The organism is Mesorhizobium sp. C395A (genome assembly GCF_030323205.1).
Classification (GTDB): Bacteria; Pseudomonadota; Alphaproteobacteria; order Rhizobiales; family Rhizobiaceae; genus Mesorhizobium.
This window is the reverse complement of the sequence record NZ_CP100473.1, coordinates 1,455,311-1,470,714: the sequence shown is the minus strand read 5'-3', so window position 1 is coordinate 1,470,714 and position 15,404 is coordinate 1,455,311. Positions and strand designations below refer to the sequence as shown.

Below are 15,404 nucleotides of genomic sequence, written 5' to 3'. Positions count from 1 at the left end.
CCTTTTTCGTTTGTCATGGATCGAACAATGACGAGCGCAAAGAACTCAGGCTGCCCTTGCTGGCGCGATGGGCTGCAAGCTATGCCTCCAGCATGAGGAAATACGGTCGCACCTTTCATCTGCCGATATCGGTCGGAGCCACCAGCGACGACAAGGTCATGGCGTCGCTTGAAGGACTAAGGGTGGCTGATCTTGTGGTCACCGAGAAGATGGATGGAGAGAACACAACCCTTCATCGCGATGGCTCTCACGCGCGCAGTCCCGATAGCCGTTATCATCCATCCCGAGACTGGCTGAAGGCATTTGCAGCAAATGTTTCACCGCAACTTGCTGACGATGAACGGATTGTGGGCGAGAACCTCTATGCCCGACATTCGGTTGCGTATGATGCGCTGCCGTCATTTTTTCTTGGCTTTGCATGGATCATCGGGACCGAGATTCAACCGTGGGATTTGACCCTGGCCCGGTTTGAGGAACTGGGCATCACTCCTGTTCCCACGCTCTATCGTGGGCCTTTCAGCCCCAACCTCTTCGATAATCTGGCTGCGTCCCTGGATAAGGCCAAGCAAGAAGGCTTTGTGGCTAGGGTTGCCGAAGCATTTGCTGAGGCAGACATGCCCATTCGCATGGGCAAATATGTACGGGCAGGACATGTCCAGAGTGAAACCCACTGGATGAAGGCAGAATGGTCACCAACCGTCTGGCAGGCGGCTAAGGTTCCTGGGTCTCAAGCGCCTCGCCGGGTTCGCTCAGATAACCGAATCCGTCCAGCCCACAATATCCTTCGCCGCCTCGCCGAAGGCGCTGTCGAGCGCGTTGACATAGGCCGGATTGCCGCTGCCGGAGACGGGAGCGGATGCGGTAAAGCTCTTCGAGGCGCGCACCTCGCCGTTGCGGTCGTTCAGGATGCGTACGAAGAGATTGACCTCGGCATGCTCGCCACCATTGACGCGGACTTCGAAGGAGCGGATCTCGACGATCACCTGGTAGTCGATCGCCAGCCCCTCGCCCGGCTTGCCGACGCCGGCAAAGCTGCCGGAGCGCTGGAAGGTTTCGGCGAGCCTCGCCTGCACGATCAGCGGCAGCCGGTCGGCCCATTGCGCGCCCTTGAGATACTGGATCGAGCGATCTGACGGCTTGATGACGATGTTCTGGCTGTCCAGCGCCTTGAGCGCGGATGGCTGGGCGATCAGGATCTGGCGGCGGCTGTGGCCATGGGCGTCGATCGACGGGGCGGACAGCTCGAACGTATCGAGTGGCGCCGGCTTGCCTCCCAATGCCGCGCAACCAGCCAGCGTCAGGCCAAGCAAAACGGCCGCCGATCTATACCCACCCAACCCGAACGTCACGCGTGATCCCCACTGTCCCCGGATCGTATGATGAATCCGCATCCGCGGTCCATGTAATTGCTGCGGGCGGGCACGGAAGTCAACGCCGTGCCCTGCCATCGAACTGCCGGACCTCGCCGTCGCCGCCCGACAGGATGCGCTGCGGGTTGCGGCTGAGATCGGTCACCGCCTCTTCGATGCGACTGATCGAACGCCGGCTGTCCTGGACCAGCGCCTCGACATTCGACAGGCCCTGGCCCGAGAAGCGCGCGATGTTGTCGGTGATCGTGCCAAGCCGGGCGTTCAGCGTGTCGGCGACCTGCTTGAACGACTTCAGCGTGTCCCTGGCATCGGCCATGACGCCGTCGGCCTGGCCCGAACCGAGCAGCGTATCGACCCTTTTCAGGATGCCGTCGACGCGCACCGAGGCATCGTTGAGGCGCGACGCAAGCTGTTTGGCGTCCTTGATCGTCTCGTCGATGTCGTCGGCCCGGTCGGCGAACTTGTCGGTCACCTTGGCGATGTCGGCGGCGGCCTTGTTGGCATTTTCGCTGGCCTTCTTAATGTTGGCGAGCGCCACGCGCACCTGCGCCGGATCGATGCCGTCGAGCACATTGTCGACCTTTGCCAGCGTGCCTTGCGTGCGCGTGGCGAAATCGTTGACCGAGCCGACCGCGGTATCGACGTTCTTGATCACTCCGTCGAGCTGTCCGCTGGTCTCCTTCAGATTGGCGGTGACGGCGTCCACATTGGCGACGATGCTCTTGATCTTGTCCTTGTCGACGGCATTGAGCAGGCCTTCGGCAGCCTTCAGCGTGCCGTCGAGCTTGCCGGAAACACCCTTCAGCTCATCCGACAGCGCGCTGACGGCGGTCAGGAACTTGTCGATGCCGTCGGCATTCCTGGCCAGCGCATCGGAAAATGTCTGGGCGTTCTTGACGGTCTGGGTCAGCGGCCCGCGCACATCCCTGGTGAAACCTTCTAGGTCGGAAAGCACCTTGTCGGCGCGGGTGAAGATGTTCTGCGCCGTCTGCAGCAGGTTGGTGACCGCTGACGGATTGGCGATGATCTCGGCCGTCCTGCCTTCCTTTGCCGCCTCTTCCAGCAGGTTCGGTTCCTTGGGATCGGCGCCCTTCAATTCGATGTTGACCTGGCCGGCAAGGCTGGCGATGCCGATATCGGCCTGCGTCGATTTGGTGAGCGGCGTTGTCTGGTCGATCTCGGTCGTAGCAATGGCGGCATTGGGGTCATTGCGGTCGAAATAGACGCGCTTGACCACCCCGACCTTGACGCCGTTGAACAGCACCAGACTGCCGGGGCCGAGGCCGGAGGCCGAACCCTGAATGCGCACGCGCAGCTCCGCCGTCTCGCCGCGATCACCGATCTGGGCGGTCCAATAGACGAACCCGAACGCCGCCAGGATCGCAGCCAGGGTGAAAATGCCGACAATTACGTAGTTGGCTCTGGTTTCCATTGCCCCACTTATGTCTATGCGCGCGCGGCAAGATCAAGTTGCCGAGCCCGTTTTCCGCGGAAATAGGATTTGACCCACGGTTCTTCGCTTTTCAGCATGTCGTCGATCGTGCCTTCGACCAGGATTTTCTTGTTGCCGAGCACCGCCACGCGGTCGCAAGCGGTAAACAGCGTGTCGAGATCGTGCGTCACCATATAGACCGTCAAATCCATCGTATCGCGCAGCTTGACCACCAGTTCGTCGAATTCGGACGCGCTGATCGGGTCGAGGCCGGAAGTCGGCTCGTCGAGGAAGACGATGTCGGGGTCGAGCGCCAGCGCCCGCGCCAGGGCGGCTCGCTTGATCATGCCGCCCGAAAGCTCCGAGGGAAATTTTTGCGCGGCGTCCGGCGGCAGGCCGACCAGTTCGATCTTGAGCAAGGCCAGCTCGTCCATCAGTTTCTTCGGCAGATCGAGATATTCGCGCATCGGCACCTGCACGTTTTCCTGCACGGTCAACGCCGAAAACAGGGCGCCGTGCTGGAAAAGCACGCCAAGGCGCATGTCGATGCGCAACCGTTCGATGTCGCTGGCCTTTTCGAGGTCGAGACCAAACAGCTTGATCGTGCCGGACTGCTTGTGCAGCAGGCCGAGAATCGTGCGCAGCAGCACCGATTTGCCGGCGCCCGAGGCGCCGACGAAACCGAGGATTTCGCCGCGCTTGATGTCGAGCGCCAGTTTGTCGAGGATCAGCTTGTCGTCCAGGGCAACGGTGATGTCGCGCACCGACAGCACGATATCGCTTTCGCCCGTTCCCTGCACAGCCTTGGTCGCCTTTGAGTTTCTGCGCATCATGTCAGAACTCGATCGACGCGTAGAAGATGGCGAAAAGGCCATCGAGGATGATGACGACGAAGATCGACTTCACCACCGAGGCAGTGACGTGCAGACCCAGCGATTCGGCGCTGCCGCCGACCTTCATGCCTTCTACGGAAGCAATGGTGCCGATGATCATGGCCATGAACGGCGCCTTGATCAGCCCGGCGAAGATGGTGCTGATATCGATCGCGCCGCGCAGCCGGTCGATGAAGGCCGTCGGCGCAATACCGGAATAAAGCCAGGCGGCTAGGATGCCGCCGCCAAGAGCGGCAAAATTGGCGACGATGGTGAGACAGGGCAGCGCGATCACCAGCGCCACCAGGCGCGGAAACACCAGCACGCCGATCGGGTTGAGGCCGATGACCTTCAGCGCGTCGACCTCCTCGCGCATCTTCATCGAGCCGATCTCGGCGGTGATGGCGCTGCCGGAGCGGCCGGCGATCATGATGGCGGTCATCAGCACGCCGAGTTCGCGCAGGATCAGCACGCCGACCAGATCGACAACGAAAATGTTGGCGCCGAAATAATTGAGCTGGTAGGCGCCCTGCTGGGCGACGATGGCGCCGACGATCGCCGACATCAGCACCACCACGGGGATGGCGCCGACCCCCATGCGATCGATCTGGTTGAAGATCGCCGCCGGATTGATGGCATGGCCGCGCCCGAGCTTCATCTGGGCGCCGCCGATGGTGGCGCCGAGGATGTTCATCGAGGCGAGGAAATCGTCGCGCATCTCATAGATGCGGCGGCCGACCGCCTCCAGCCCGCGGAGGATGATGTTGGGGCGCCGGACGCCGCGCGATTCGGGCTCGCGCCGGACAGCTTCGCCAACGGCGCCGAGCAGGATCGAGGCGACATCGCTTTGCCCCTGCATCTTGATCTCGACACCCTTCTTTTCGAAGACGCTGACCAGGCGATCGATCAGCCAGGCGCCGGCGGTGTCCATCTTCTCGATGTGGGAGAGATCCAAAGCGAGCGTCTGGAAGCCTTTGCGCTGCTCGATCTTGCGCATCTCGGCGTCGATCAGCGCCACTGTCGTCGTCGTCCAGATGCCGGAGAAAGCGCAGCCGAGGACGCCGCCCTCCTCGCCGACCGCAACGCGGGGCTGGTGGTCGGCCTCCTTGGCGGCGTTGCCGCTTGCGTCGCGTTTGCCGATGGTCAACATGGCGTCCTGTTTAGCCTGACGGGTCGTACCTGTCGATTTGCCGACGACGCGTTGTCGCATAGCCGGAGCAGAAAATTATGGCGCGTGTCATTTCGGTTGAGGCCGAGCGTTTTCCCATTGCCGGCACCTTCACCATCTCGCGCGGGTCGAAGACCGAAGCCGAAGTCATTACCTGCACGATCAGCGATGGGGACAATCGCGGATGGGGCGAATGCGTCCCCTACAAGCGCTATGGCGAGACCATGGAGGGGGTGCGCGACGCCACCGAGGCCATGCGCCGGCAGATAGAAGGCGGCATCAGCCGCAAGGACCTGCTCGATGCGGTGCCGGCGGGTGCTGCCCGCAACGCCATCGATTGCGCCTTGTGGGACCTGGAGGCCAAGATCAGCGGCGTTGCGGTCGCGGACGCCATCCACGCTGTGCCCTTGTCGGCGCTGGAGACGGCCTACACGCTGTCGCTGGGCGAGCCGGAGGCAATGGCGGCGCAAGCCCGCGCCAATGCCGGGCGGCCGCTGCTCAAGGTCAAGATTGGCGGCGACAACGACATGGCCCGCATCCGCGCCGTGACCGAAGCGGCGCCCGACAGCCGCATCATCCTCGACGCCAATGAAGGCTGGACCGATGCCAACATCATCGAGAATCTCGCTTTCGCCGCCGAACATGGGATAGCCCTGATCGAACAGCCGCTTCCCGCCGGCCATGATGCCATCCTGCGCCACATCGCGCATCCGGTGCCGATCTGCGCAGACGAAAGCCTCCACGAGGCGAAGGACCTCGAAGCGCTTGTCGGCCTCTATGACGCCATCAACATCAAGCTCGACAAATCCGGCGGCCTGACCGCCGCCCTTACCCTTCGCGACCGCGCCCGGGAGCTGGGATTCGGCGTGATGGTCGGCTGCATGGTCGGCACGTCGCTGGCGATGGCGCCGGCAGTGCTTTTGGCGCAAGGCGCCGACTTCGTCGACCTCGACGGTCCGCTGCTGCTTGCCCGCGACCGCCAGCCCGGCCTCGTGTACCAGGGGTCGCTGGTGTTACCGCCTGACAGGATGCTGTGGGGCTGAACGCGCGGCGAGCCCGATCAGCGCCAGGCCGATGATGGCGATCGGGATCATCGCCAGGAAGCCGTCGACGCCGTAGCGCTCATAAAGCGGGCCGGACGCCAGCGTCACCGCCGCCATGAAGAAGCCGTTGAAGAAATAGGCAATGCCTTGCGCCGCACCCGTGCGTTCTTCCGAAACCGTTTCGCCGATCATCTTCTGCAGGCCGATCAACACCATCGCCACCGACACCGAATGCAGGGTCTGGACGCCGAAGAAACCGGCAACGCCAAGCCCGAGTGGCCAGATCAACGGAAAGGCGATCCAGCGCACGATGGAGCCGACGCCGGCGATCAGCATCACCTTGACGACTGAGACGGAGGCAAAAATACGGTTGAAAAACACGAACATGCAGACCTCGGCCACCACGCCCCAGGCCCACAGCAGGCCAACGACGGAATCGCTGATGCCGACCGATTTCCAGTAGATTGAGACAAAGCCGTAGAGGAAGGCATGGCTGGCGGTGATGATGCCGACGCCGAGGGTGAAATACAGGAAATACGGATTGAGAAGGCTCGGCGCCTGATGCTGGATGTCGGCGGCAGATAGCGGCGAAGCCCGGCGCGGGCGGCCAAGCCGCGGCGCCAGCAATCCGGCGACGAGCGCGGCAGACAATGCCGCAAAGATGATTACCGGCACGGCCTGCGGGCTCGTCCAGGCGAGGATAAAGCCGCCTGCGACATTGGCGCAGAGATAGGATATCGAGCCCCATTTGCGCATCGCGGTGTAGTTCGAGCCAAAGCGGCGCACACCCGACAGCGCGAGCGAATCGGCGATCGGCGAATGCGGCGTCCACACCACCGTCAGCGCCAGCGATACGGCAAGCACCATGGCGTAGGTCGGGTTGAGGAAATAGCCGGCGGAAAGCACCATCGTCGCGGCCACCAGCGCGATATAGACATCCGCCCTGTCCTTCGCCCGGTCGGCCAGCGCGGTCAGCAGGGGTGTTGTCACCACGCGCAGGAACATCGGCGCCGCCAGGATGATGGCGATCTGCTCGGCGTGGAAACCCTGGGCATGCAGCCACAGCGGGAAATAAGGCACATGCGTTCCCAGCGACACGAATAATGTCGCGAAGATCAGACTCATGCGCAGTTCGAAATGGCGCGGCTTGACGAGTTGTTCGGGCGAGAGCGGCGGCAGCGACATGAATCGATCCAATTACGCTGCACAAAGGGCTGCAACGCAGATCGATCCCTTAACATGCGCGAAAGCGGTCCGAAACTGCCTGGACCAGTCGATTAACAGGAGGGTTATGCCGCTTCGACGACCCTGTCTTCGATCAGCAAGGGGATGAACGGCTCGTCCGGTGCTTCGGGCAGCACCAGCGCCCAGTGGATGATCTCCATCTTGCCATCGAAATGTTCGACCACCGCCGTGCAGCTCTCCACCCAGTCGCCGGTGTTGATGTACTGCACATTCTCATAAGTCTCGATCGCGGCGTGATGGATGTGGCCGCAGATGACGCCGTCGACATGCGAGCGGCGGGCCTCCTCGGTCAGCACCGTCTGGAACGAACCGATGAAGTTCACCGCCTTCTTGACCTTGACCTTGGCCCAGGACGAGAACGACCAGTAAGGGAGACCCAGCAAATGGCGGAGCCTCGTCACCACGCGGTTGACCACCATCGCGGCGTCATAGGCGTAGTCGCCGAGATAGGCCAGCCAGCGTGCATTGTGGACGACGGTGTCGAACTGGTCGCCATGGATGACCAGCAGGCGCTTGCCATCGGCGGTTTCGTGGATGGCGCGGTCGGCAACGACGATGCCGCCGAAATGCACGCCTTGGAACTGGCGCGCGAATTCGTCGTGATTGCCGGCGATATAGGTGATCGAGGTGCCCTTGCGCGCCTTGCGCAGCAGTTTCTGGACGACGTCATTGTGGCTCTGCGGCCAATGCCAGCTGCGCCGCAGCCGCCAGCCGTCGACGATATCACCGACGAGATAGATGATATCGGCGTCGTGATACCGCAGGAAATCGATCAGGAACTCGGCCTTGGCCGCCTTCGATCCGAGATGCAGGTCGGATATGAACATGCTGCGGAAAGTGCGGGTTTCTGTACCGGACATCAGATCGTCACCGTTGCTTTCGCGCAGGCTATGCCCCGATTCATGCAACAACCGTATGACGGTTGCGATTGGGCCAGCCAAAGGGCTAGCGTGCCGCGCCATTCACAGGAGAAAATCGTCATGGATCTGGGCATCAAGGGCAAGAAGGCCATCGTCTGCGCATCGAGCAAAGGGCTGGGCCGCGGCTGCGCCATGGCGCTGGCCGAGGCCGGCTGCGATCTCGTCGTCAACGGCCGCAATGCCGAGTTGCTGGCAAAAACCGCAGCCGAACTGCGCGAACGCTACGGCGTGAAGGTGACCGAGATCGTCGGCGACGTCTCGAAACCCGACGTGCAGCACGCGCTCCTTGCCGCCTGCCCCGACCCGGATATCCTGGTCAACAACAATGGCGGCCCGCCCTTGCGCGATTTCCGCGAACTCGACCGCGCAAAGATCCTCGAAGGCGTGACGCAGAACATGGTGACGCCGATCGAACTGGTGCAGGCCGTCATCGACGGCATGGCCAAGCGCGGCTTCGGCCGCATCGTCAACATCACCTCGCTGTCGGTCTACGTCCCGATTCCCGGCCTCGATCTGTCGTCCGGCGCGCGAGCCGGGCTGACTTCGTTCCTCGCCGGCGTGGCACGAACGGTGATCGACCGCAACGTCACCATCAACAGCCTGCTGCCGGGCAAGCTCGACACCGACCGGCTGCGCGGCCCGCATGAGGCCGGCACGATGGAAGACCCGGCAGCGGCCGCAGCGCGCAAGACCCGCATCAGCGCCGACGTTCCGGCCAAGCGGCTCGGCACGCCGGAAGAGTTCGGCCAGATCTGCGCCTTTCTGTGCTCGGTCCATGCCGGCTATCTCACCGGTCAGAACATCCCGGTCGATGGCGGCCTCTATGTCAGCGCGTTCTAAAGGGCTCGATGGATAATCGGCAGCATTTCAGCGCAATTGTTTGAAATAGTTCGATATCTCCGGCCCCGGTTGTTTTAGCCGCCCTTGCGTCATTTGGCGTCGCGAAAAACCATTTTTGCGTGCTAAAAGGCTGCAAAGCAGGTTTGAGGGAGCGGCCGCATGGAAGGCGAGAACAAGAAAACGGCACGTTCGGACCTCGACGAAGCCGCCCTCTACTTCCATAAGCATCCAAGGCCGGGAAAGCTCGAGATCCAGGCGACCAAGCCACTCGGCAACCAGCGCGATCTGGCGCTGGCCTATTCGCCTGGTGTTGCCGCCCCCTGCCTCGAAATCCGCGACAATCCGGCGACCGCCGCCGACTACACGGCGCGCGCCAATCTGGTCGGCGTCGTCTCCAACGGCTCGGCCGTTCTCGGCCTCGGCAATATCGGCCCGCTCGCCTCCAAGCCGGTGATGGAAGGCAAGGCGGTGCTGTTCAAGAAATTCGCCGGCATCGACGTCTTCGACATCGAGATCGACGCGCCGGGCATAGAGCGCATGGTCGAGACGATCTCGGCGCTGGAACCGACATTCGGCGGCATCAATCTCGAGGACATCAAGGCGCCCGAATGCTTCGAGGTCGAGGCGCAGCTGAAGGCCCGCATGGGCATTCCCGTCTTCCATGACGACCAGCATGGCACCGCCATCATCGTCGCCGCCGCCGTGCTCAACGGGCTGGAATTCGCCGGCAAGACCATTTCCGACATCAAGATCGTCACCTCAGGCGCCGGTGCGGCAGCGCTCGCCTGCCTCAACCTGTTGGTCTCGCTTGGCGCCAAGGTAGAGAACATCTGGGTCACCGACCGCTTCGGCGTCGCCTACAAGGGCCGCACCGACGAGATGGATCGTTGGAAAGACCCCTATGTGAAGGACACCGAGGCGCGCACGCTGGCCGATGTGATCCCTGGCGCCGACGTTTTTCTCGGCCTGTCGGCCGCCGGCGTGCTGAAGCCGGAATTGCTTGATCATATGGCGCCTAAGCCGTTGATCCTGGCGCTGGCCAACCCCAATCCCGAGATCATGCCGGAGGTCGCGCGCGCCGCTCGTCCCGACGCGATGATCTGCACCGGCCGTTCCGATTTCCCCAATCAGGTCAACAACGTGCTTTGTTTTCCTTACATCTTCCGCGGTGCGCTGGATTGCGGCGCCAGCGCCATCAACGAGGAGATGAAAATGGCCGCGGTCCGGGCGATCGCCGCGCTTGCCCGCGAAGAACCATCCGACGTCGCCGCCCGCGCCTATTCCGGCGAGACGCCGATCTTCGGACCCGACTTCCTTATCCCCTCGCCCTTCGATCCCCGCCTGATCCTGCGCATCGCGCCGGCGGTGGCCAAGGCTGCCTGCGACACCGGCGTCGCGACCCGGCCGATCACCGACTTCGCCGCCTATATCGACCAGCTCAACCGCTTCGTCTTCCGCTCCGGCCTGGTGATGAAGCCGGTGTTTTCGTCGGCCAAGGCGTCGACCGCCAAGCGCGTAATCTATGCCGACGGCGAGGACGAGCGCGTGCTGCGCGCAGCCCAGGTGGTGCTGGAGGAAGGCATTGCCGAGCCGATCCTGATCGGCCGCCCGCATGTCATCGAGGTCAGGCTGAAGCGCTACGGCCTGCGTATCAAGCCGGGCGTAGATTTCGGCCTGATCAACCCGGAAGACGATCCGCGCTACCGCCATTATGTCGACCTGTTGATCGAGCTTGCCGGCCGGCGCGGCGTGACGACGGAGGCCGCGCGCACCATGGTGCGCACCGACAATACGGTGATTGCCGCGCTGGCGCTGAAGCGCGGCGATGCCGACGCCATGATCTGCGGCCTCGAGGGCCGCTTCGAGCGGCATCTGCGCAATGTGACGCTGGTCATCGGACCACGCGCAGGCGTCAAGGACCGCGACCTGTCGACGCTGTCGATGCTGATCTCGCAACGCGGCATCATCTTCCTCACCGACACCCATGTCTCGGTCGACCCGACGGCCGAGGAGATCGCCGAAATGACCATTCTGGCGGCGGAGGAAATCCAGCGGTTCGGCATCGAGCCGAAGGCAGCGCTGCTGTCGCATTCGGATTTCGGCTCGCGCGATTCCCCCAGCGCGCTGAAGATGCGGCATGCGGCGGCGATCCTGGCGCGCGTTGCGCCCGAGCTGCAATGCGACGGCGAGATGCATGCCGATTCAGCCCTGTCGGAGCATCTGCGCCAGCGCGTCTATCCGCATTCGCGGCTGAAGGGCGAAGCCAATCTCCTGGTGTTCCCCAACCTCGACTCCGCCAACATCACGCTGACCGCGCTGCGCACGATGATGGACGCGCTGCATGTCGGGCCGATCCTGCTTGGCACCGACAAGCCGGCGCATATCTTGACGCCGTCGGTGACGTCGCGCGGCGTCGTCAATATGACGGCGCTGGCAGTGGTCGAGGCGGCGCACAAGGCGCAGGCGGTGGTTCATTTCGGCTGAGTTTCCCACGCAGGCGCGAAGCGGTAATGCCCGGTCTGCTTGAAGGCGAACAGCGTGTCCTCCTCGCGGGCGCCCGACCCGATATTGTGGATGACCAGCGCTCGTTCCGGCACGTCAGCCGAGCGTTCGGATGAGACGATGACGATGTGCGGCAGGTTGCCGGGCAGCATCTGGGTGACGATATCGCCCGGCTGAAAGTCGGGAGGATACTCGCTGGCGGGCAAGGAAACTCCCTTGCGCCCGAAAATTGCGGCAAGATTGCCGACCCGTCGGTGGTCGATGTTGCGGTCGGTCGCTTTCAGACCCCAGGTCTTGGGATAGGCGGCGAAATTGGCCGCCATGTCCTCGTGAACCAGCTTCTGCAGGTCGAGCTCGAAGGCGCGGCGATAGGCCCGCACGATAACATCCGTGCACACGCCCCTATCCGGCGCGACGTCGCCGCCGGGATAGCCGAGGCGGACATAGGTCGGGTCGTAGAATGTGGTGACGCCGATCTGCTCACGCGCGGCTTCGACCAATTTGCTGCGCCAGTCCGGAGCGGCTGGATTTTCCTGCGCCAAGGCTGCGGGCGCCGCCAGGCACAACAGACCGAACTGCAGCGCGGTTCGACCGGTAATCGCGATCATGCCAGCTCCCCGGGGCATTGCTGGATCGTGGGATAATTCCGGGGCGATTGCGCCTTTTTCATGCAGCGGTGAGACCGCACAGTTGCCGCTCTAACCAAACCCCTCCTGCAACGCGTCTATGGGCTAAGACCATCTTTGGTTGTAGATTGAGGGAACGGTTAACCGCGAATCCGGTAGACAGGCAGGCAAGCGGGGTTTCGGGCAATGACGGGCGGACGATGGAGGCTGAAGCATCTGGCTGCGCTGCTCGGCGCGCTTGTGCTTTCGGCCGTCGCCACCACTGAACCGCAGGCCGCCTCCCGCGTTTGCCGTCAACTGGAAGCCGAGCTTGCTTCTTCATCGAATGGCGGCGGCAATTCCAGCATGGTGCGGAAGTATGACAAGGCCATCTCCCGCCAGTTCGAACAGCTATCAAAGGTGCGCGGTCGTGCGAGCGATGCGAATTGCGGGTTTTCGCTGTTTTCGCGCAATGTCAGCCAATGTGCCGCGCTGAACAGCAGCATCGATCGCATGAACGCCAATCTCGATGCGTTGCAAGCCAAGCGCGCGCAGCTTGCCGGCGGCGGCTCGCGGCGCGACCGCGGCCGCATCCTGGCCGCGCTCGACGCCAATGGCTGCCGTGACGAGCCCGCGCCGCGTCGGGAGCCGCTGCAGGAAGCCAGCCGCGAACCCGACGACGGCAATCTGTTCGACCAGCTTTTCGGCGGCAACCGGCAGATCGACACGCTCGATCAGCCCGACGATCCCGGCGAGGAGCGCAATGTGCGCCGGGTGCTCAATCAGCCCGGCGTGCCGGATTTCCCGACGGTCGGCGGCGAGTTCCATACGAGCTGCGTGCGCACCTGCGACGGCTATTTCTTCCCGATGTCGAACTCGGCTTCGCTCGGCGATTTCGAGCGCGACCAGAAGAACTGCGAATCGAGCTGCCCCGGCACCGAAATGCAGGTGTTCTATTCGCGCGGCATGGAAGACGATTCGGCCAACATGACGTCGTCGGCGACCGGCAGGCCCTACAGCGAGTTGCCGACCGCCTATCTCTACAAACAGCCCAACATGTCGCGGCCGCTGGCTTGTGGCTGCAATGCGCAGGCCGGAAATTTCGAGATCATCGGCGGCAACCCGCTACCGCCCGAGCAATCGCAGCCTGATACCGAGACAACGCCATTCATTCCGGTGCCGGCGGCCAAACCCGATCCGGGCGCGGATCCGGAGACGCTGGCGAACGTACAAGGCGGGCTCGACCGCGCCGCCATCAAGCGCCTTGCCGTCAAGCCGGTGGTGTCGCCGGTGTCGCTGATCCCGCCGGACCAGCGCAAGGTCAGGGTCGTCGGGCCAGCGTTCCTTCCCGACCCAGCAGCGGCAATAGATCTGCAAGCTCCGGCCCGGAAGCAAGTCCGGTAAGCGCCAGTCTCAGCGGCATGAACAGCGCCTTGCCCTTGCGGCCGCTGGCTTCCCTGATCCTGGCCGTCCAGTCTTTCCAGACCGTGCCGGTCCACGGCTCTTCCGGCAGCAGGTCGAAGGCCTGCTGCAGGAAGTCGCGATCCTCGTCGGAAAATTCCGGCGCCGGCTGCGGGCCGTCGGCAAGGATACGCCACCAGCCGACCGCGTCGCTCAGCCGGTCGAGATTGCCGCGCACCGCCAGCCAGAACGGCTCGGCCTTGTCGCCGGAGATGCCGAGCACGATCAGCCGGTCCCGCGCCTCGGAAAAAGGCATGTGGTGCATGAGCGCACGATTGAGCACGAACAGCTCGTCCGGGTCGAATTTGGCCGCCGATTTCGACGTGGCGGCGGGATCGAAGCGCGCGGCCAGTGCCGGCATGTCATGCACCGCCGCGACATTTTCCGAGGTGCCGACAAGGACGGCCAGCGAGGCAACCGCCATTGGCTCGATGCCCTCCTCGCGCAAGCTCTCGATCGACAGCGCACCGCTGCGCTTCGACAGGCCCTCGCCCGAGGCCGTGGTCAAGAGATTGTGGTGGCCGAAGACAGGCGGCTCGGCGCCTAGCGCCTTGAACAGCGCGATCTGCACGCCGGTGTTGGTGACGTGGTCGTCGCCGCGGATAACATGAGTGACCCCCATCTCGATGTCGTCGACGACCGATGGCAGCGTGTAGAGATAAGTGCCGTCCTCGCGCCGCAGCACCGGATCGGACAGTGAGGCCAGATCGACGGTTTCCTCGCCGCGCACCAGATCGTTCCAGTGGATTTCGGTGCGCTCGGGCTGCAGCGGATCGCTGGTGAAGTTCGGCAGCAGGAAGCGCCAGTGCGGCCGGCGCCCGTCCGACCGGTATTCGGCGATCTGCTGCTGCGAAAGCGCCAGCGCCTCGCGGCCATAGACCGGCGGCAGGCCGCGCGTGCGGCGCACCTTGCGGCGCAGGTCGAGTTCTTCGGGGGTTTCGTAGCAGGGATAGACAACGCCGGCCCTTTGCAGCCGCTCCACTGCCGCGTCGTAAGTTTCGAAGCGCCGCGACTGGTATTCGGTGGCATCGGGGAAAATCCCCAACCAGTGCAGGTCGTAGAGGATGGCGTCGGAAAATTCCTGCCTCGAGCGGGCAATGTCTGTGTCGTCGAAGCGCTGGATGAAACGGCCCTTGTTGTTCATGGCAAACAGCCAGTTGAACAAGGCGGTGCGGGCATTGCCGATATGAATGCGGCCGGTTGGTGAGGGGGCAAAACGGACGGTAACTGTCATGGGCGGGGCGTAACGGATGCTCTTGGAATTGACAAGACGCGCCCCCGCGCGAGGCCAAAGACATAATGCACGCCAGCTAAAATGAAAAGGCTGTGAGCCAGAATCCGGCCGGGCCTGCCTGGGTGAACCGCTCACCAGCGGTCCACGCCGGCAGAATCGGGCTTTCCTCAGCCGCTTTTTGTCCCCGTTATCCACATATGTGACACACAAGATGTTGGGGTCACAAAAGCTACGCAAACGAATCCTTGACGACGCAAACCGAGTCGCCTTTTATGTGCCATGTGCTCTTGTTGAGGGCGCGACCGGAGAGTTTCGAGCCCGGTCATTTCCCCGGATTTTGTGCGTTTTGGCCATGATTTCCGCCTGTTTACGAGGCTGGCGGAAGCGTTGGATCGTGGGGGCTTCGGGAGCGAAAAGGGAGATTTGTCGGACTGGAATAAATTGTCTGTTAACACTATATTTAGTGTTTGCAGGCAGGTTCGACGCTAGATAGTGTGAATTTCCCTCGGTCGAGGGAATCGAGGAAAAATTCAGTTTTGAGGGACCCGCAGGGTTCGGCGCAGAGTTGGAACAGCGGCTTCGTAAGAAGCTCGACCGGCAAGGCGACGAAGACTGCCACAAGGAGAGCCGGTGTTTTCGAACGCCGGCAGACGGCGGACATGCGCGTTTCGCATTGGGGGCAGAAATCCCCGAGGAAAAGCGCTATATATAG

General features: G+C 63.0%; 12 protein-coding genes and 1 pseudogene. 5 read left to right on the top strand and 8 right to left on the bottom strand.

Annotation, left to right across the window (positions count from 1 at the left end; all coding sequences use genetic code 11):
* Positions 1 to 92: 92 nt before the first annotated feature.
* Positions 93 to 581: pseudogene (locus NLY37_RS07305) on the top strand (RNA ligase family protein); the annotation flags it as partial.
* Positions 582 to 749: 168 nt separating this feature from the next.
* Here NLY37_RS07305 and NLY37_RS07300 read toward each other — a convergent pair.
* From NLY37_RS07300 to NLY37_RS07285, 4 genes are read right to left on the bottom strand one after another with little or no spacing between them, the layout of a single operon-like run.
* On the bottom strand, positions 750 to 1,391 hold the full coding sequence (locus tag NLY37_RS07300; RefSeq protein WP_502882097.1) for an ABC-type transport auxiliary lipoprotein family protein: 642 nt from the start codon (positions 1,389 to 1,391) through the stop codon (positions 750 to 752).
* A 37-nt stretch (positions 1,392 to 1,428) separates the two neighbouring features.
* Positions 1,429 to 2,802, bottom strand: a complete 1,374-nt coding sequence (locus NLY37_RS07295) for an MlaD family protein (RefSeq protein ID WP_023743095.1) — start codon at positions 2,800 to 2,802, stop codon at positions 1,429 to 1,431.
* Positions 2,803 to 2,816: 14 nt separating this feature from the next.
* Positions 2,817 to 3,635 (bottom strand): ABC transporter ATP-binding protein, encoded by an 819-nt coding sequence (locus tag NLY37_RS07290; RefSeq protein WP_023706510.1) that lies wholly within the window; start codon positions 3,633 to 3,635, stop codon positions 2,817 to 2,819.
* A gap of 1 nt (position 3,636) precedes the next feature.
* A complete protein-coding gene (locus NLY37_RS07285; RefSeq protein WP_023708615.1) occupies positions 3,637 to 4,824 on the bottom strand; it encodes an MlaE family ABC transporter permease in 1,188 nt (395 codons plus the stop codon).
* Between the two features lie 77 nt (positions 4,825 to 4,901).
* Between NLY37_RS07285 and dgcA the strand changes: the two genes are divergently transcribed.
* The gene (gene dgcA / locus NLY37_RS07280; RefSeq protein WP_023706508.1) at positions 4,902 to 5,885 is read left to right on the top strand and encodes an N-acetyl-D-Glu racemase DgcA; all 984 of its coding nucleotides are present in this window, start codon (positions 4,902 to 4,904) and stop codon (positions 5,883 to 5,885) included.
* On the opposite strand, the gene NLY37_RS07275 is transcribed toward dgcA, so the two are convergent.
* Both NLY37_RS07275 and NLY37_RS07270 read right to left on the bottom strand, forming a co-directional pair.
* Positions 5,856 to 7,070 carry an MFS transporter gene (locus NLY37_RS07275; protein ID WP_023694172.1) on the bottom strand — a complete coding sequence of 405 codons (1,215 nt, stop codon included), beginning with the start codon at positions 7,068 to 7,070 and terminating at the stop codon, positions 5,856 to 5,858. The two genes, dgcA and NLY37_RS07275, sit on opposite strands and share 30 nt — an antisense overlap.
* A gap of 104 nt (positions 7,071 to 7,174) precedes the next feature.
* On the bottom strand, positions 7,175 to 7,990 hold the full coding sequence (locus tag NLY37_RS07270; protein WP_023709329.1) for a UDP-2,3-diacylglucosamine diphosphatase: 816 nt from the start codon (positions 7,988 to 7,990) through the stop codon (positions 7,175 to 7,177).
* Between the two features lie 120 nt (positions 7,991 to 8,110).
* Here NLY37_RS07270 and NLY37_RS07265 point away from each other — a divergent pair, with 120 nt between their 5' ends.
* Positions 8,111 to 8,890, top strand: coding sequence for an SDR family oxidoreductase (locus tag NLY37_RS07265; RefSeq protein ID WP_023706506.1), 780 nt, complete (start codon positions 8,111 to 8,113; stop codon positions 8,888 to 8,890).
* A gap of 159 nt (positions 8,891 to 9,049) precedes the next feature.
* A complete protein-coding gene (locus NLY37_RS07260; RefSeq protein WP_023743096.1) occupies positions 9,050 to 11,374 on the top strand; it encodes an NADP-dependent malic enzyme in 2,325 nt (774 codons plus the stop codon).
* On the opposite strand, the gene NLY37_RS07255 is transcribed toward NLY37_RS07260, so the two are convergent.
* Positions 11,362 to 12,000, bottom strand: coding sequence for a DUF1287 domain-containing protein (locus NLY37_RS07255; RefSeq protein WP_023706504.1), 639 nt, complete (start codon positions 11,998 to 12,000; stop codon positions 11,362 to 11,364). The two genes, NLY37_RS07260 and NLY37_RS07255, sit on opposite strands and share 13 nt — an antisense overlap.
* A 204-nt stretch (positions 12,001 to 12,204) precedes the next feature.
* On the opposite strand from NLY37_RS07255, the gene NLY37_RS07250 reads away from it, so the two are divergent.
* The gene (locus NLY37_RS07250; RefSeq protein WP_023706503.1) at positions 12,205 to 13,401 is read left to right on the top strand and encodes a DUF2865 domain-containing protein; all 1,197 of its coding nucleotides are present in this window, start codon (positions 12,205 to 12,207) and stop codon (positions 13,399 to 13,401) included.
* Here NLY37_RS07250 and gltX read toward each other — a convergent pair.
* Positions 13,319 to 14,692 carry a glutamate--tRNA ligase gene (gene gltX, locus NLY37_RS07245; protein WP_023743097.1) on the bottom strand — a complete coding sequence of 458 codons (1,374 nt, stop codon included), beginning with the start codon at positions 14,690 to 14,692 and terminating at the stop codon, positions 13,319 to 13,321. The genes NLY37_RS07250 and gltX overlap by 83 nt on opposite strands.
* Positions 14,693 to 15,404: the final 712 nt, after the last annotated feature.